Below are 17,795 nucleotides of genomic sequence, written 5' to 3' on the forward strand. Positions count from 1 at the left end.
TGCCTTACAGCGTTTCAACCCGGCTGTGACGCTCGCCATCAGCACTCACTGAACGGATCTGCACCGCACCACTTACCGCCGGCGGTCGGGTGGTATCATATCGCAGCCAGTGGCTGCCCTTATCCAGGCTGTACTCCAGCGTCACGCCCGGTAGCGCCACGTTCATCGTCAGCACCCCGTTGATAATTTTCGCACCAGGCTGCGGCAGGCGGTAGCCGATACCGGATTTATCCAGCTTCGCCAGCTCACGCTGTCCCAGCAGATTGGCGAAACGTTGCCAGTCCTGCTGTAGCGCATGGCGATCCACCAGACGGGTCTGACCGCCGATAAATTCGCGTCCGGCCTGATAGTCCAGCTCCCAACTGGCGCGATGCCAGCTGCGTTCCGCCACGGCGAACAGGCGGGGATAAATCATATATTCCATCTGTGGGTCGGTGCGCACGGTTTCACTCCACAGCTGAGCCGAGATGCCATAGGCACCGCGCCACGGCTTATCCGATTTAGCCGTGAAATATTTACCATCGCGATCGGTCGAGGTTTCGGCATTCTGCGGCAGGTTGTCCGGTGCGAAGGCAAATATCTTACGTTCATCGCTGAAGCGAGTGCCCCAGTAATAGCCGCGCTCAAATGGATTCACTTCGTACGGGAAATCCAGATAGAGGTAATCCGGGCTGGCGATCACCACATCGTAACCTTTTTGCGCCCAGTCGCCGGCGCTGTCAAAACCGCCCCAGTAGAGGGTATCCCAGAAATTGACCGCCACCCGCGGCGTGGCGAAGGCGCGGGCGTTCTGCGCGTCTTTTAAACCATCCTGCCAGGCCTGCATATTGCCAATACCGTGCCGGTTAACCGTCTTGCTTACCGCCAGCGCAAAATAGCTTGGCAGGTGGGTCAGGTCGGTGACTTTGCCACTTTTCACCAGCGCCTGACAGACCTGCGATTTCGCCCACGGCTGATCTTCCTGTTGCCAGTCACGCAGGCCAGTGCCGGGCTTAGGGTGCTGGCGATCGGAATAGCCGGCACCAAAACGGATATTTTTCGCCTCATCACCGCCGAAGTGCCAGCGGGTTAACGGCTGTCCCGCCTGACGGTGCATCGCCTGCATCTCCCCGATCACTTTGTCGACAAAGCGCAGAGAGCTATCAATGCACGGGTTGAGGTAGCTGGTACGATCGTAGAACTGTACCGAGGTGGTATTGGAATCGTCGGTCGGATCGCGCAGGCGATATGCGCTGGCCTGTTCGGGTTGCCCGGCGCGCATCAGCCGCTGATAGCGCGCCTCCATGGCAATTACTGCCGCGCGGGCGTGGGCCGGCATATCGATCTCCGGCATTACGGTGATATGGCGGGCCGCGGCATACTCCACAATCTCAATGTAGTCGGCGCGGCTGAAGTAACCGCTGCCGTTGTTGTCGCTAAACGGCCCGGAGCCGAGCTGCGGCAGCAGGCAGCGCTGCTCGCTGACATCATGGCAGCGCTGGCTGCCCACCCCGGTTAATTCCGCTAAGCCGGGGATTTCGATGCGCCAGCCCTCATCGTCGCTGAGATGAAAGTGGAAAACGTTCATCTTCCACGCCGCCATCTGATCGAGCAACCGCAGCACCGCCTGCTTACTGTGGAAATTACGCGCCACATCCAGAAAGGCGGCGCGATAGGCAAAACGCGGCGCATCCCGCGCTTCCAGCGTGGCGATCTGCGCTGTGCCGTCGGCAGGCACCAGCGACAGAATCGACATCAGACCATAAAAAGCGCCGGCGGCATCGTAGCCCACCACCCGGGCGCTGCGGCTGTTGATATTCAGCTGGTAGGCACCGGCCTTCGCCAGTTTGCCACTGAAATGGTCGGGCCGGATTTCGCTGGCGATCGCGTAGCCCACTGCACTCTGTTTAACCCCCAGTCGTTCGAAGTGCTGGCTGACCACCTGGCGAGTGGCAGTGTTGAGTCCGTTAAGCGACAGCTTCACGCCGTGGCTGAGCGTGGCATCGTGCGGGTGAAGTTTGACCTCAAGCGGCGTCGGGCTGATCTGACCGCGTAACGCCGAGGCCGGCAGGGTGGCGATATCGCTGTTTTTATCAAAACGGCTGACCGGCTGCATCAGGATGTTCTGGTCGTCGGCGCTGCGTCGCCAGTTATCGCCGAAGGGCAGCACAAACTGACTCAGATCCTCACTGTCGGTGCTGGCAATAATTTTTGGCGTCGCCGCCCCGGCAGTCACATACCAGCGCGGCATCACATCGGTGATAAACAGCTGCCAGTACTCGTTAACGATTGGGATCGTCACCGATTCACCCGCGCCAATACCGGTGAAGTTGTCGGTTGGCTCCAGGCGTGTCAGATCGCCAACAACGTGCGTCATCTTAAACTGGTCGTTATCTACCCGCAGCGTCTGGTGCACGTTGCTCATGGTGATTGCCCAGTTTTTGCTGGTCAGCGCCGGGCCATGATTGGTCAGGGTAATGGTGGCGCGGTTACAGGAAGACCAGTCGGCACCCAGTGCGGCGCAGTTTGTGCCGTGCAGGGCAGCCAGATTATCGGTCACCTGATAAGTGACGCCGAACTGGCTGATTTGATTAACAATCTGCTGGTCGGACAGGCTGGCGTGACTGGCCAGAGCAACGCTCAGCAGGCTGAGCGCGAAAAAACGAGGGTTTACCATTTTCTATATCCTTATGTCGGCAGAAGCGATAGCCGGGTCAGAGCCGCAAGGTCAGAATAGGGTGAAAGGCGCGATTACCATCAGCTTGATATCCTTCTCATCCTGAAAAATGTTGCCGTAGCCGCCGCTGTAGCTGGGCAGATTGCTGTGATTGTCGTAGCGGGTGTAGTGCAGCTTAAACAGCGTATCTTTGGCGCGACCCTGCTGAATCTGGTAGATCAGATCGAGGTTCCAGGCTGATTCAGTCAGCCGCTGGCGCTGATCGAAGGCGGGTTGGCTGGAAGGCTTTGCATCCCAGCCCCAGACCCAGGAACCGCCCACTTTCCATCCCGCCAGCTGCCACGGCGTTAAATCGAGCAGGGCACCGGCAAAGATTGCTTTTTCACCGTTGGCGTTCCAGTCAGAGCGGGCATCCCACCAGATATCCAGGCGGCCATTGGAGCTGGCGTAGCCTGGGGTCATGCGCTGTAAGAAGAAGCCCTGATTGCCTTCTGCTTTGACCCAGCTGCCCTCGAGCCGCAAATCGACCGGACCGACGGTATAGCCGAAGGTGATCGCCTGTAACCAGGCGAGGCCGTCATAAACATCACTGACATTGCTGGCTCCGCCGTGCTGTTTATCCTGCGCGCCGTAAAATTGATAACTGGTTCGCAGATCGCTGCCAATAAGCGGAATGGCCCATGACGCTTTAGCAAAATATTGATTGATATAGCCAGCTGACTGACCAACAGCGCCTTCCAGCACCAGACTGTTTTTGAAATCATATTTAATGCCGAATGCGTGCAGGTAACGAATATCTGATACGCCATCGGCCTGTCGGAAATGATATAAATCACGATACCAGGGTGCTTTATATTTATCGCTCCACAGATATGAAAACGATAATTCGCCCGCCTGGCCAAAATCATACATTGCACCGGCTTCCGCGCCGCGATAGGTGCCGGGTAAAAAACTCCAGTGTGGCGCAACTAATGTCTGTCCGGCTGGCTGAATATAACCCGCCCGTAACCAGTAGTCCTGATATCGGGCTTTCAGCGCCGCTTTATACAGCGAGGCACCGCTGGTGTCGCCCTGCCACGCTTCATCCCAGCGATTACGTGCCCGGCTAAAGCCAATTTCATTCGGCGCGGCCGGGCCGCTGTGGGCCAGTTCGGCTGCACCTAACACGGCGAGATCGAGCCCCAGCCAGTTGGCGGCGTACCCTGACTGGAAATCGAGATTAGCGTTAAGCGTAGTGTGGTGCAGGTTAGCCCGATATTCACCGTTGTGCTCACTGTTCGGGTCGATCTCTTTTCGATCACGCTGACGCTGCCAGTAAAAAAGATTACCGCCCAGCGAAGAATCGTCGGTAAAGCCAGCCGCCTTCACCGGCTGGAAGAATAACGCGTAACAGGCAGTTATTAAAATAACTAATTCCATTAAAGCTAACGCGTAATTAAATTTTCGCATTGCGATTCCTTGCTGCAAAGAGTGACAGGGTGCGGGGTGTCATAAACGAACACCGGGGCCAATCTATTTTTCGCAGCGCGAATTATCAATGAGTCGAACGATATTTTGTGAAAGGTTACGCAGAAAGAAATAATACGAAAATAAAGCCATCACAATATAATAATGAATGTTGATTTTATGGATGATAAATATTGGCTGACGTAAACAATCCGGATGAAAAAATATGGCGACGATGAAAATATGCAATAAAACCGGATAAACCCGTAAAAAAAGCCTGCTCAGATCGGCAGGCTTTGGCAGCAGACGCGCTAACGGGGAAAGCTTAAGGCTGTCTGACCGCCCAGCCTTTCAGTTTACTGGTTTTGCCGATGCCCGGATTGAAGCTGTTGGTGGGATCGAGTTGCCGGTAAAACGCCGCCAGTTGGGGTTTGGCCTGATAGAGGTGTCCGACGTTGTGCTCAGCCGGATATTCCGCACCGCGCGCCTGTAAAATCTCCAGCATCTGCGCCTTCAGGGCATGCGCATCGACCCCTTTCCTGACGATGTAGTCCTGATGGAACACATGACAGAAGAAGTGGCCGTAGTAGAGGCTATGGCTGAGTGAGGCTTTTATCGCCTCGGGCAGGGTTTCAAACCAGTCCGGATCGTTGCGGCGCAAGGCGATATCCAGCGCCAGAATATCTTCCACCTCATCTGCGTGCACCGCGTGATAACGCACCGCCGCGCCCGCCGCGGCAAAGCGATGCAGAAAAGCGTGAGCCCCTTCTTTGCCTTCACATTCAAAGAATTCGCCGCCGCCTTCGCGGAAGTAGTCGCGTAAATAGTTGCGGGCTTCTGCTACGCCCTCGCCTGACATCTTCAGCATCAGATAGTGTTCATACTTGTCGCGATACTGCTTCATGCGTTTCGGCAGGTGGGCCGGGAACAGCCGGCTCAGGCGCTGCAGCAGCCGGTCGCTGAAGTGCGGTTTAATAAACGACAGTTTGCTCAGCCAGGCGTCAACGCGGCCTTTCAGGGTGAAAAACAGCGGCATCTTGTCGGTGCCCAGCTTGTCGATCATCAGGAAGGTGTCTTTGCCATAGACTTCAGCGATGTCATAGATGTCGCGGTGCATATATTCGCCCGCCACCGGCAGGTTACTGAAGTGCGCCAGCATGTGGCGACGGATATCGCTCAGCACGCTCGGATCGTTGGTGCCGATATAAAACACCTGCTGCTGAGGCTCGGTGGCAAAGGTGTCGAGACGCACGGCGAACACCGCCAGTTTACCGGCACAGCCCGATGCCTCAAACAGGCGGCGTGCATCCGCGTTATAGCGGGCTGGCGTATCGGCATCGACTTCACGCACCCGGCTGGCGTAATCGTGATCGGAGGCGTGGCGACCGTCATGATGGACATCAGTTTGCTGCCAGCGATCGTCATCCAGCCGGCCGAGGATCTCTTCCGGTGACTGGCCTAAATCGATGCCAAGGTGGTTAACCAGCCGCAGTTTTCCCTGCGCATCAATCTGCGCGTACAGCGCCATTTCGCTGTAGGCCGGGCCGCGTTTGATCAACGATCCGCCAGAGTTATTACAAATCCCGCCCAGCACCGACGCCCCAATGCACGACGATCCAATCACCGAATGCGGTTCGCGTCCTAGCGGCTTCAGCACTTTTTCCAGCTGATAGAGCGTGCTGCCCGGGAACGCCAGCACCTGCTTACCGTCATCAATTAACTGCAGCTTATCCAGCCGCAGGGTGCTGATGATCACCAGCGGGCGATCGTAATCGTCGCCGTGCGGGGTGGAGCCTTCTGTCAGGCCGGTATTGGCCGCCTGCATCAGAATAATGGCATCGGCGTTCACCAGCGTTTGCAGCACCCGCCACAGCTCCAGCAGGGTGGCAGGGAACACCACCGCCAGCGCGTCGCCTTCGCCGGAGCGAAAGCCTTTACGGTAACGGGCGGTCTGTTCAGGTTCGGTGAGCAGATGGGCGGGGCCGACCAGGCGGCGTAAGTCAGAGAGCAGGGCAGAGGTCTGTTTCATGGGCAATTCCCTTGTCTTATCAGTGCGTCATTACTGTAGCACGTCAACTCACTGCAACGCAGTGTGACACCGGCAGGCTACCTGCTATTCTCTTCTTGTGGCACACTGCCGCCTGTTTATTCGATATTGCGCAGTTACTTAAGAGAACCCACCCTGATGAAATGGATTTACTCTGTTAGTCTCGCTGTCTCCCTCGCGATGCAACCGGCATTGGCTGAGACAATGCCAGGTAACCACCCGATGACCGAACAGGCGCGGGATGCGTTCGTCAACGATCTGCTGACCAAAATGACGCTGGATGAGAAGATCGGCCAGCTGCGTTTAATCAGCGTCGGGCCTGATAATCCAAAAGAAGTCATCCGTGAGATGATCAAGAAAAGTCAGGTTGGCGCGATTTTCAATACCGTTACCCGTCAGGATATCCGCGCGATGCAGGATCAGGCGATGCAGCTCAGCCGGCTGAAAATTCCGCTGTTCTTCGCCTACGATGTGGTTCACGGGCAGCGCACTATTTTTCCGATCCCGCTCGGCCTGGCCGCCAGCTGGGATCTTGATGCAGTAAAAGAGGTGGGACGGGTTTCCGCCTATGAGGCCGCCGACGACGGACTCAACATGACCTGGGCGCCGATGGTGGACGTCAGCCGTGAACCGCGCTGGGGCCGTGGCTCAGAAGGCTTCGGCGAAGATACCTACCTGACCGGCGAAATGGGCCGCAGCATGGTACAGGCGATGCAGGGCAAAAGCGCGGCCGATCGCTATAACATCATGACCAGCGTTAAACACTTCGCGCTGTATGGCGCAGTGGAAGGCGGACGCGATTACAACACCGTCGACATGAGTCCGCAGCGGATGTTCCAGGATTATCTGCCGCCCTATAAAGCCTCGCTGGATGCGGGCAGCGGCGGCGTGATGGTGGCGCTGAATTCAATCAATGGAGTACCGGCCACCGCGGATAGCTGGCTGCTGAAAGATCTGCTGCGCGATAAGTGGAAATTCAAAGGCATCACCATCAGCGATCACGGTGCCATTAAAGAACTGATTAAGCATGGCGTGGCCAGCGATCCGCAGGATGCGGTGCGTATTGCGCTGAAGTCGGGCGTCGATATGAGCATGAGCGACGAATATTACAGCAAATATCTGCCCGATCTGGTGAAGAGCGGCGCGGTCAGCATGGCCGAGATCGACGATGCGGCGCGTCACGTGCTCAACGTCAAATATGACATGGGGCTGTTTAACGATCCGTACAGCCATCTGGGGCCGAAAGAGAGCGATCCGCAGGATACCAACGCCGAAAGTCGCCTGCATCGGGCCGAAGCGCGCGATGTCGCACGCAAAAGTATGGTGCTGCTGAAAAACCGGCTGGAGACCTTGCCGCTGAAGAAGTCGGGCACCATTGCCCTGATTGGCCCGCTGGCGGACAGTCAGCGCGACATCATGGGCAGCTGGTCGGCGGCCGGCGTAGCGAAGCAGTCCATTTCGCTGCTGCAGGGAATGCGCAATGCCACGGCCGGCAAAGCGACGCTGCTGTATGAAAAAGGCGCCAACATCACCGATAGCAAAGGCATTCAGGACTTCCTCAACCTGTATGAGCAGGCGGTGTCGGTCGATCCGCGTTCGCCGCAGCAGCTGATTGATGATGCGGTGGCCAAAGCGAAGCAGGCAGATGTGGTGGTTGCGGCGGTCGGTGAAGCGCAGGGCATGGCGCATGAAGCCTCCAGCCGCAGCGACCTGGTGATCCCGGCCAGCCAGCAGAAGCTGTTAGCCGCGCTGAAGGCTACCGGCAAACCGCTGGTGATTGTGCTGATGAATGGCCGTCCGCTGGCGCTGGTGAATGAAGACCGGATGGCCGATGCGATGCTGGAAACCTGGTTCAGCGGCACCGAAGGCGGCAATGCCATCGCTGACGTGCTGTTCGGAGATTACAATCCGTCGGGCAAGCTGCCGGTCTCCTTCCCGCGTTCAGTCGGTCAGATTCCGATCTATTACAACCATCTGCCGACCGGCCGTCCGTATAACCCGGAGAAGCCGAACAAATACACCTCGCACTATTACGATGCGGCTAACGGCCCACTCTATCCGTTTGGCTATGGCCTGAGCTATACCACTTTCACCGTGTCGCCGGTAAAAATGTCCTCACCGACCATGCCGCGTAACGGCAGCATTGACGCCAGCGTCACGGTGACCAACAGCGGCAAGCGCGACGGTGCAACGGTGGTGCAGCTGTATCTGAACGATCCAGTTGCCTCGATCAGTCGGCCGGTTCAGGAACTGCGCGGCTTTAAGCGCATCATGCTGAAAGCGGGCGAGTCGCAGACCGTGACCTTTAAGATTGATGTCGATGCGCTGAAGTTCTGGAACCAGCAGATGCAGCAGGTGGCAGAACCGGGTAAATTCAATGTGATGATCGGGCTGGATTCGGTTCGTACCCAGCACGCACAGTTCGACTATTTATAACCGTCCCTCTTTGCTTCCCGAGGGAGATGCGGCGCGCCAGACGTTACGGCGCGCCGCATTCTTTCCGTTATCAGAGCCATCATGATTAATCTGCGTGACCGCATCCAGCAACAGGTGTTTCGTCTTAACGGCCTGTCGCTGAATGAATTCGACATTTCTCAGCCGCCCGGCGATCCCGGCCTGTTTGGCCCGGACAGCATCATCTGGCAGGTACACGGTGATTTTACCTCAATGATGTGCGGCGGTATCAGTGCGCTGCTGTTACAGATGCTGCACCCGGCTGCGCTGGCTGGCGTCTGGGATCACTCTAACTTTCGTCAGGATATGATGGGTCGCCTGCGGCGCACCAGCCAGTTCATCGCGGTCACCACCTTTGGTAACACCCAGGATGCACATACGCTGATTGAGCGGGTGAAGCGTATTCACCTTAAAGTCAGCGGCGTCGACAGCGCCGGTAAACCGTATGCCGCCAGCGATCCTCATCTGCTGACCTGGGTACACGTGGCGGAAACCAGCCGTTTTCTGGCTGCCCATCTGCGCTATAAAAATCCGCGCCTCAGTCGCGCCGATCAGGATCGCTATTATCAGGAAGCCGCGCTGATCGCCGAAGCGCTGGGAGCGGAAAAGGTACCGAAAAGCGTCGTCGATGTTGCGGATTACCTGCAACAGATGCGTTCGGAACTGCGTTTTGATCAGCGCACGGCGGAAGTGACGCGCCTGCTAATGAACGCGCCCGCCCCAAGCTGGCAGGCCAGACCGGTAATGAAAGTGATGCTGAAGTCAGGCTTTGGCCTGATGCCGGACTGGGCGCAGGCGATGTCGGGCCGTGAAATCGGCCGCTGGCAGCAGGCGGTGATCGATCAGCAGATTGCGGCGATTGCCGTCGGTTTACGCTGGTCGATTCAGCGCGGTGCCTGGTATCGGGCGATGGTCAGGATGGGCCGCCATCCGGTCTGATGACCGCCCGATCCGCGCCGGTGCGCTTTCATTTTCAGTCGGCTAAACGCAGCGCATCCGCCTCTGCGGCCGACCCCCTCCCGCCCGAATCTGACTCCGCCATACTCGACTCGATGACGCACTTTGAGACTATTACCCTTGTCTCAGATGGCGGCAGTCACGATCCTGCTCTATTCTCGGGGAAAATGGATTCCTCCAGGCTTTGTCGAGGCACTATGACGTACAAATCCCTGATTGCTGAAGTCCACAATCAGCAACGCACCCTGACCGCGATTGTCGAGCAGGATGCGCGTACCGCCTATTTTTACATCTGGCCGACCGATCTGTTTCGCAGCCAGTACGCGGTGCGCGGCTGTTGGTTACGTAATCTGCTGCCGGCACCGGCACAGGAAGATCGTGAAGCGATGGAGCAGGGCATTGCGCCGCTGCTCAGCGCCGAATATTGCCGTAATCTGGAAGCCGAGCCGGAACTCGATCCGGCAGGCCTGCAGGTGCTGTGGGAGCCGAGTGATGATGGCGCGGCCTTGTGGTATTACGGCCAGTTGCTGGCGGTGATCCCAGGCTGGAGTCTTTATCAGGATAAGCAGGTCAGCTTCTCTGCCGGCTGCATCAAAAAAAACCGACTGACGGCGCCGCTCGGATCGGCTTCCACCAATGATTATTACGCCCGCGCCGAGCAGCAGCGTCAGTTCTGGCGTGAATGGCACGACGGCAGTGAGTGGGATAAGGTGCAGCAGGATTTAATGGCCTGCTATCAGGCCCGCTTTGGCGAGTCGGTGAAATATTACGCCATCGATCAGGGCAGCTGGCCACCGATGGCGATTTCCCAGCACTGGCACCAGGGCGTCTGGTACTTCCTGACGCTCGGCATGAGCATCCGGCCGATGCCGCAGGTCGATTATCTGTTTGATGAGCTGGCGCCGCAGTATCGCCGTATCGAACTGGGCATGGCGGTTGACGGTGAAGTGATGACCGAAGGCAATGCGGTGCAGATGGCCAGCGCGCTGGCGGAGTTTGTGCATCTGCCGTGGGCGCGCCTCACCTGGCTGGGGGAAGGGCACACCCTGGCGTCAGAAGTGGCACCGGTCGGCTTTGACAGCTTTTTACTGGCGGGTGAACTGGCCAGCGAGAGCGCGCAGTTCAAACTGCCAAAGCGCGACGGCGATCGACCCACGCTGCTGTGGACTACCCCGATTACCGAGGCGGAGCGCCAGTTTGCCCAGGCTGATGAGCACGGCGGACAACAGCTGCGCGAGCGGCTGACGGCAGACGGCAATAACCATATCTTCCGGCCGCGTCAGCAGGTGGTGGATTCGCCGGAGTAGTGCCCGAGCTGGTCGCTTCCGGCTGCCCGGCGGCGACACGTCGCCAGGCGTAAAACTAAATTCTCAGGCTAATCAGCCATTTTTCAAATCTGTGATCCTGCTCATCTCAAGTTCCGCTGGGCCGCGCCGTTAACCCGGATAAGGCAATTGCGCCACACCAGGTCCAGGGGAACAAAGATGTTAAAAACAACACAATCCCGCTTCACTGCAACACTCATCGCTTTCTTCATTGCACTCCTGCTGATCACCGTCTGGGTGATCAATCAGTTTGTTGCGCCACAGTTGGTTGACAGCGAAAGCCGTCTGGTTCGCTATCAGGTTGATTCCCTGGCGTCCGGCATCGTTGAACAGATGAACCGGGTTCAGGCGCAGCAGCGCGCTATCACCGAGGCCGCGTCTGTGATGGATAGCGCCACCATCGACACCTTACTGCCGACGCTGGTGAACCAGTATCAGGACAGTAACGTGTTTGGCGGCGGCATCTGGCCACTGCCGAATCGTCGCGATCCGGCAAAAGAGAAAAACAGCAGCTTCTTTGCCCGCAACGCCAGCAACGAACTGCAGGTCAACACCTACTGGAACTCCGATGCGGCTGACAAATACTGGGAGCAGTCCTGGTACAAAGATGGCATGGCAGCAGAGAAAGGGCAGTGCGCCTGGGCCAAAGCTTACCAGGATGCAGCCAGTCCGCAGCCGCGCACCAACTGCGCCATGGCGATCTATCGCGACGGGACCGTCTGGGGCGTTGCGACCATTGACGTCACGCTCGGCTTCTTTAACCAGCTGGCAAAACAGATGGGCGAGGCGATTCACGGTAACGTGCTGATCGTAGAAGCCGACGGCAAAGTGGTCGGTAACGGTGCGCTGGTGAACGCGGCACCGAAACTGGAAAACCTGGCCGACCTGCCGTTGCCGATGGCCGCGCCGCTGAAATCGCTGCTGAGTGGCATCGGTAATCAGCCGCTGGAGACCACCTTTGACAGCAACGACGGTGAGCAGACGCTGTTAGTGCAGGCGATCCCGGGCAGCCCGTGGTATCTCGCCAGTAGCCTGCCGACCAGCCTGCTGAAAGCGCAGTCTCACAATATGCTGACCCGTCTGGGCCTGGTGCAGATCCCGCTGGCGGTGATCCTGCTGCTGGTGCTGCTCGGTTTTGTGCGTGCCATGATGAAACGCCTCAGCGTGCTCAACAGCAATATCGAAGCCCTGTCGACCGGCGGTGCGGATCTGACTCAACGTCTGCCGGCCAGCAACAGCCCGGAATTTAACGCGGTGGCGCAAAGCTTCAACCAGTTTATCAGCTATCTGCAGGGGCTGATGCAGCAGGTCGGCGACAGCGCGCTGGCGATTACCGCCGCCTCGCGTGAGATTGCCAGCGGCAACGCCAACCTCTCGTCACGTACTGAAGATCAGGCCAGTTCGATTGTCGAAACTGCGGCCTCGATGGAGCAGCTGACCGGCACGGTGCGCCAGAATGCTGACAACGCCACGCACGCTAACCAGCTGGCCGGCGATGCGTCACAGGTGGCGGCGCGCGGGACGGAAGTGGTACGTCAGGTAGTGACCACCATGGGCGAGATCCATCACTCCTCGCGTAAAGTGGTCGATATCATCAGCGTGATCGACAGCATCGCCTTCCAGACCAATATCCTGGCGCTTAACGCCGCGGTGGAAGCGGCGCGGGCCGGTGAGCAAGGCCGCGGGTTTGCCGTGGTGGCGTCGGAAGTGCGTAACCTGGCACAGCGCTCGGCTAACTCAGCGCGTGAGATCAAAAAATTGATCGAAGAGTCGGTGTCGAACATTGATGCCGGTAGCGCGCTGGTGGAACAGGCGGGACAAACCATGGATGAGCTGATGCAGGGCGTCAGCAGCGTCACCACACTGATGAGCGAAATCATGTCGGCCAGCCGCGAACAGAGCATGGGGATTGAGCAGGTTAACGTCGCGATCACCCAGCTTGACGGCACCACTCAGCAGAACGCCGTGCTGGTGGAGCAGGTATCAGCTGCGGCACAGGCGATGGAAGTACAAAGCACTCAGCTGGAACGGGTGGTGCAGAGCTTCAGATTGTAATCCCTCCTCAGGCCAGCCTTGCTGGCCTGATTTTCTTCCCGCCTCATCCGCCTATCCCAGACTGGCTGCTGTTAAAAATTCCGCGTTGTGACCGCCCAAACTGGCAATCTTGTGCCAGAATAGTTGGGAATAATCTCAAGGAAACGCCATGTCTGCTATTGAAGTTATCCTCGTTGACCACCTCGATCGTCCCACCGGCAAAATGGAAAAGCTGGAAGTGCATGAAAAAGGATTACTGCACCGCGCGGTGACGGTCTACGTCTTCAATTCCCGGCAGGAGCTGCTGTTACAGCGGCGCGCCAGCGATAAATATCACTGTGGTGGTTTGTGGAGTAACACCTGCTGCGGTCATCCTTATCCCCATGAATCAACCCAGGATGCCGCTGAACGGCGTCTGCGCGAAGAGATGGGAATGGAGGTCAGCCTGACGCCGATGTTTGAGCTAAGTTACAACCTGCCGCTGAGTAATGGCCTGACCGAACACGAATATGGTCACGTCTTCTTTGCGGTTTGTGATCGCCTGCCACAGCTCAATCCGCAGGAGGCTGACGCGTTCGATTACCGTTCGCTGGCGACCATTGAACGACAGATGCGCCAGCAGCCGCAGCAGTTCACGCCGTGGTTTTTGCATACTTTTCCGCGCATTCCGGCCCATCTCGACGCGTTTCCGGCATAAAAAAACGTTTTGAAGTGAGTAACCTATCCTGCTCATCGCGGGATAGGCGTTTTGGACGGAAATCTGCCTGTAGGTGATAGTCTGGTCAAACAATCAGTAAATATTGATGTTCAGAATTATTAATTCTCTCATTGCAACAGCTCAAATTCGCCCGGGGTCAGCACACGGTGACTATTCCCGCGCATTTCTTTTTTGCGCCAGTCGGCATACGAATAGCCAAACCGCGCCCCCGCCTCGTGTTTAGTGAGCCCAGCGGCCATCCTCAATTGGGTGATCTCCTCAGGCGTCTGATTGTCGATCAATTTTCACCCACTCCCGCAAAGGCGGGAAATTTAATTTCAACCCTAAGTAAAAAGCCGCCTTCATAGAAGGCGGCTTTGGTTACGTCCCATAAGGGCGTACTTAGCTCGCATTGTTAGAGCCCTCTCTTCTCACTTCATGCAACGATAGCTGTTTGTCGTCATGTTCATGCTTATCTTGATATTTAACGTACTTTCGGATCATTTCTGTGTTTACACCTACGATGTCTACAGAGTGCCCCTTTGCGCAAAGGTGGTTTGGCCAAAAATGGTTTCCCCAAAGCTTATGTTTACTTCTGTAAGAGAATTTATTGAACAGCCTGATCGCTGTTCTTCCCTTGAGATGACCCATCACGTTCGACACTGGAAGCTTGGGCGATATCTTTACCAAAAGATGCACATGGTCTATCTGTACATTTAACTCAACTTTATCCCCGCTCTCGCAGGGAACACATAACAACAGGTAAATGGGTCAGCCCAATTTTCGGTTTATCCCCGCTCCCGCGGAGAATACCGGCGGGTAATCAGGTTTGGGCCGATTAGACCATGCTTACAGCCATCATGTGAATCTGGCTTTTATGACACCACCAGATTGTCGTGAACAGCTGGTTGGATCTAATGAACTTGCTAGTAACCGCTAAACCTAAACTAACACCTTTAGCATGCCGCCCTGCTGTTAGCCGTTTCCTTATCAAAAAGGTCTGGAAGCCCCTGCAATAATTAGCGCATAGCATGTGCAATTGTCTTTATTTACAGGTTGTTGCCCTTAACATTAAATTGATAATGATAATTATTTTCATAATTTAGTTGAATGTTTCTTCGCTTTGCGCAATATTTAACCGCTGCTTGATGGCCCATCACCTACTGATTAAAGGAGTTAATCATGTCTGATATGATCGTTACTGCAACGCCCGTATATCGAGGCTCATATAATTATGGAATTTATAATAATGATCATGGCTTCCCTGACGCGGCTCAACGATTTCTTATTGCACGCGCAACGGGCGCTGAAGACGGTACACTGACTGCTACATTACTTGATCAATGTCTTAATCCCCGAATTAAAGGCAATACGCAATCAATTGAAACAATATTAAGAAATGGTGCTTACGTCGAGGAGTTGCGAGCAAAAAATCCACACTTATCCTACTGGTCAGAATATCAGGGAAATAAAGTTTTCAACGCTTCCCAGCAAACAGAACTGACAAACGGAGCTATGGCTCCAATTGCAGCGCTATATCACTATATTTTTGGTAATGGTTCAGCAATGTCTGCTGATTTGGGCAAGCTTAGTTTCAATTTTAACCGTGATAATCTGGTGCCGGTAAATACCATCCTGAATTCAGAACAAATAGGTTCATTCCAAATTGACTCTCCGATCGGGTACGATTTTCGTCAGAGTAGTTGGTGGGAATGGAGTTATTTGGGTCGTGTTTCCCTGCGACTCAATGGCACTCTAAAAGTAGATTCGGCAGGCCAATGGAGCTTCCAGGGGGCTGTTACTGGGACTAAAGATATCTATGATGCCAACCCTGATGCGAGCCGCGGTATAATAGGTGAGCTTTTAACAGACGTTCTGCGTTCCCTAAATGGGCAGGTCTTTGACATTAACTTCAAAGGCGAACACCAGATTTACATAAGTGATAGAAAATAATTATAAGGGGCCCCTGGCCCCTCATTCTAATCAGATGCATATTCCACGTTTGATAAAACGGCGCACCGTGGCATACCGAAATACTGCTTTTGAGGTTCTTTTGAAATATGAAACGGTACAAGTATGGATGACGGGCCGATCTGAATTCCTTTGATATCGACAGATACATCATTGGCAGTCAAATGATGTTTTGCGAAAAGCTGATTTGACGGACGGATAACATCATTAATAACAGCCTGAGATGCCTGAGAAGGTAGCACTGTTGGACAGGCCTTCTCATCAATCATCTGAGCCATACGAACATGAACATAAAAAGCACTAATTACGATAATTATCAGCGCAACTACCCCTAATCCCACTTTAGCAGCCTTGTTCATAATTTCATCCTTGTCATATGCGATGCCAGAGAGTTCACCCGTTAAACGTTCAAAACACCCTGTCAGTATAGAGAATGACAATCATTTCTGAAATGATTATTAACCTTAAGATTGAAATGAACGGAAAGTGCTCATAAGACAGAAAACATAAAAATAATTAACACTTTCTACATACAACATACCACCTCAGTTCTGAGTTCTGAGTTCTGAGTTCTGAGTTCTGGTTAGGGCTTAGCATACTATGTCTTCCTTACGCTTACCGATTCCGCGCAAAAAAAACAGTGGTATTTTTGGTTAACGAAATGAGTTGCCTACTGCAGCTACGGCCGACACCCAGACACTGCCCCTAAACAGAAAGGTCTCCTGAACTGAAACATCAGCAAGGTTAGCAATAACAACCCCAGGAAGATGCCGGATATGCTGGAAGCCGACACAATTACTTTTGAAGATGTTAACGATTTCGACATTACCGAAACATTTATCAATAATCGGTTTCGCAATCAATTCTCGTAGCTGCTTGAGCGTCTTAATCGGTATATCACTATCAATAAAGAGGCAAGAGGGAGTAGAGTGTATGAATTCAATCGGCTTGTTGATTATTCCAATAAATTATGTCGCATGCTGCAGTTTTAATTAAAGATATATGTGTCGGCTAAAGTGAAAATGAGATCATTCATAATTCTGTGTCACATTAAAAGATCATTACAATGTAATCACTTTATCGAGGTGGCCTTCAAAATAAATCGCCAACCGGGACAATGTCAAATTCCAGCTCTGGGTTGGCATTGTCCATTTTTCTGCGCATTCATTAACCCCGGATAAATCAGCTTCAACAGATTGTTTTCATTCCGGAATGCACCTTTGGTTTTCGTCAGTTTCCTGAACTGTCTGTGGACTGATTCAATGATATTTGTGGTGTAAATTACTTTACGGATTGTCGCCGGATACCGGAATTAATGTGACAGATTATCCCGTTTTCTTCGTCATGACTGGAGCACCACCGGGTATGCTGATCCCATTTCTTCTCCAGTTCATCCAGCGCCGTTTCTGCCACCGCCCGATAAACCGGCTTCAGGTCGGCCATAAACGTCTTATGATGCTTTGAGGCGCCGTATTTTATCGAGTTACGGATCTGATGGATAACAAAGAACTGGACTTCGGTATCCGGGTAAATGTTGTTTATGGCTTCTGGAAAACCGGTCAGGCCATTCACACAGGCGATCAGAACATTGTCCACGCCACGGTTTTGCAGATCGGTCAGTACCGACAACCAGAAATCAGCCCCTTTATTTCCAGTCAGATACAATCCCTGGATCTTTTTCTTGCCTTCCAGATTCAGCGCGAGAACCGCTTTGCTTTGATAACGTCCGTCTTCACGGATTGTATAGTAGATCGCACCAGCCAGACGAAGGGATAAACCGCCTCCAGCGGGCGTCGCTGCCATTGTTTTTCAGGAATAACTTTCGCTGATTGTGGCGCTGGAGACACTGAAAGCATACAGGTCTTCGATTTCCCGGCAGATATCTTTGTAACTCATGTCCAGAGCGAACATGCAGTTAATTTTGCGCTCTATCTCATCGGAAAGCGTGGTCTGATACTTCTTCACGAGCTGGGGTTCAAAAGTGCCGTCACGATCACGAGGTGTAGCCAGTTCGAAACTGCCGGTAGGGGTCTTAATGGTCTTTTTATCTGAACCATTTTGCGGTTAGCTTCAACCTCTTTAGCAAGATGTGAGTCAGGTTCAGCAGCCAAAGCAGCTTAGTCCAACTGATTGATTAACAGTGATAAAATGCCATCTTTCCCATTAAAGCCTGACTATCTGACATGTTTTCAGGGCTTTATCGAAATC

11 protein-coding genes and 3 pseudogenes are annotated in these 17,795 nt (G+C 54.4%); 6 read left to right on the plus strand and 8 right to left on the minus strand.

Translation table 11 applies throughout. The annotated features are described in order from the left end of the window. Positions 1 to 4: 4 nt before the first annotated feature. The 3 genes from AC6I8I_RS05955 to dld all read right to left on the minus strand — a co-directional run bounded on the left by AC6I8I_RS05955 (position 5) and on the right by dld (position 6,131). On the minus strand, positions 5 to 2,656 hold the full coding sequence (locus tag AC6I8I_RS05955; protein ID WP_497828423.1) for a beta-N-acetylhexosaminidase: 2,652 nt from the start codon (positions 2,654 to 2,656) through the stop codon (positions 5 to 7). A gap of 51 nt (positions 2,657 to 2,707) precedes the next feature. Then, positions 2,708 to 4,075 carry a chitoporin ChiP gene (chiP, locus tag AC6I8I_RS05960; protein WP_497828424.1) on the minus strand — a complete coding sequence of 456 codons (1,368 nt, stop codon included), beginning with the start codon at positions 4,073 to 4,075 and terminating at the stop codon, positions 2,708 to 2,710. A 352-nt stretch (positions 4,076 to 4,427) separates the two neighbouring features. Beyond that, positions 4,428 to 6,131 (minus strand): D-lactate dehydrogenase, encoded by a 1,704-nt coding sequence (dld, locus tag AC6I8I_RS05965; protein ID WP_312052902.1) that lies wholly within the window; start codon positions 6,129 to 6,131, stop codon positions 4,428 to 4,430. Positions 6,132 to 6,287: 156 nt separating this feature from the next. On the opposite strand from dld, the gene bglX reads away from it, so the two are divergent. The 5 genes from bglX (at position 6,288) to idi (ending at position 13,616) form a co-directional block, all read left to right on the plus strand. Beyond that, on the plus strand, positions 6,288 to 8,585 hold the full coding sequence (gene bglX, locus AC6I8I_RS05970) for a beta-glucosidase BglX (protein WP_497819785.1): 2,298 nt from the start codon (positions 6,288 to 6,290) through the stop codon (positions 8,583 to 8,585). Between the two features lie 81 nt (positions 8,586 to 8,666). Continuing rightward, complete coding sequence (locus tag AC6I8I_RS05975) at positions 8,667 to 9,542, plus strand: oxygenase MpaB family protein (protein ID WP_312756361.1); 876 nt, start codon at positions 8,667 to 8,669, stop codon at positions 9,540 to 9,542. A 215-nt stretch (positions 9,543 to 9,757) separates the two neighbouring features. Next, entirely contained in the window at positions 9,758 to 10,867 is a 1,110-nt protein-coding gene (locus AC6I8I_RS05980) for a suppressor of fused domain protein (RefSeq protein WP_046288438.1), read from the plus strand. 177 nt (positions 10,868 to 11,044) lie between these two features. Further along, positions 11,045 to 12,940, plus strand: coding sequence for a methyl-accepting chemotaxis protein (locus tag AC6I8I_RS05985; protein WP_497828425.1), 1,896 nt, complete (start codon positions 11,045 to 11,047; stop codon positions 12,938 to 12,940). A gap of 148 nt (positions 12,941 to 13,088) precedes the next feature. Beyond that, positions 13,089 to 13,616 carry an isopentenyl-diphosphate Delta-isomerase gene (idi, locus tag AC6I8I_RS05990; RefSeq protein ID WP_497828426.1) on the plus strand — a complete coding sequence of 176 codons (528 nt, stop codon included), beginning with the start codon at positions 13,089 to 13,091 and terminating at the stop codon, positions 13,614 to 13,616. A gap of 128 nt (positions 13,617 to 13,744) precedes the next feature. Here idi and AC6I8I_RS05995 read toward each other — a convergent pair whose 3' ends face one another. Both AC6I8I_RS05995 and tnpA read right to left on the minus strand, forming a co-directional pair. Then, a complete protein-coding gene (locus AC6I8I_RS05995) occupies positions 13,745 to 13,918 on the minus strand; it encodes a hypothetical protein (RefSeq protein ID WP_497828427.1) in 174 nt (57 codons plus the stop codon). Between the two features lie 100 nt (positions 13,919 to 14,018). After that, positions 14,019 to 14,384: pseudogene (gene tnpA / locus AC6I8I_RS06000) on the minus strand (IS200/IS605 family transposase); the annotation flags it as partial. Between the two features lie 414 nt (positions 14,385 to 14,798). Between tnpA and AC6I8I_RS06005 the strand changes: the two are divergent. Further along, positions 14,799 to 15,569, plus strand: a complete 771-nt coding sequence (locus tag AC6I8I_RS06005) for a lipid II-degrading bacteriocin (protein ID WP_497828428.1) — start codon at positions 14,799 to 14,801, stop codon at positions 15,567 to 15,569. A gap of 26 nt (positions 15,570 to 15,595) precedes the next feature. On the opposite strand, the gene AC6I8I_RS06010 is transcribed toward AC6I8I_RS06005, so the two are convergent. From AC6I8I_RS06010 to AC6I8I_RS06020, 3 genes and pseudogenes are all read right to left on the minus strand, one after another. After that, on the minus strand, positions 15,596 to 15,946 hold the full coding sequence (locus tag AC6I8I_RS06010; protein ID WP_497828429.1) for a hypothetical protein: 351 nt from the start codon (positions 15,944 to 15,946) through the stop codon (positions 15,596 to 15,598). Between the two features lie 823 nt (positions 15,947 to 16,769). Beyond that, positions 16,770 to 16,899: pseudogene (locus AC6I8I_RS06015) on the minus strand (transposase); the annotation flags it as partial. Then, positions 16,869 to 17,624: pseudogene (locus tag AC6I8I_RS06020) on the minus strand (transposase). The pseudogenes AC6I8I_RS06015 and AC6I8I_RS06020, both read right to left, overlap by 31 nt. Between the last annotated feature and the right edge of the window lie 171 nt (positions 17,625 to 17,795).

It is taken from the genome of Pantoea sp. X-Soil-YNGN-775 (genome assembly GCF_059730575.1).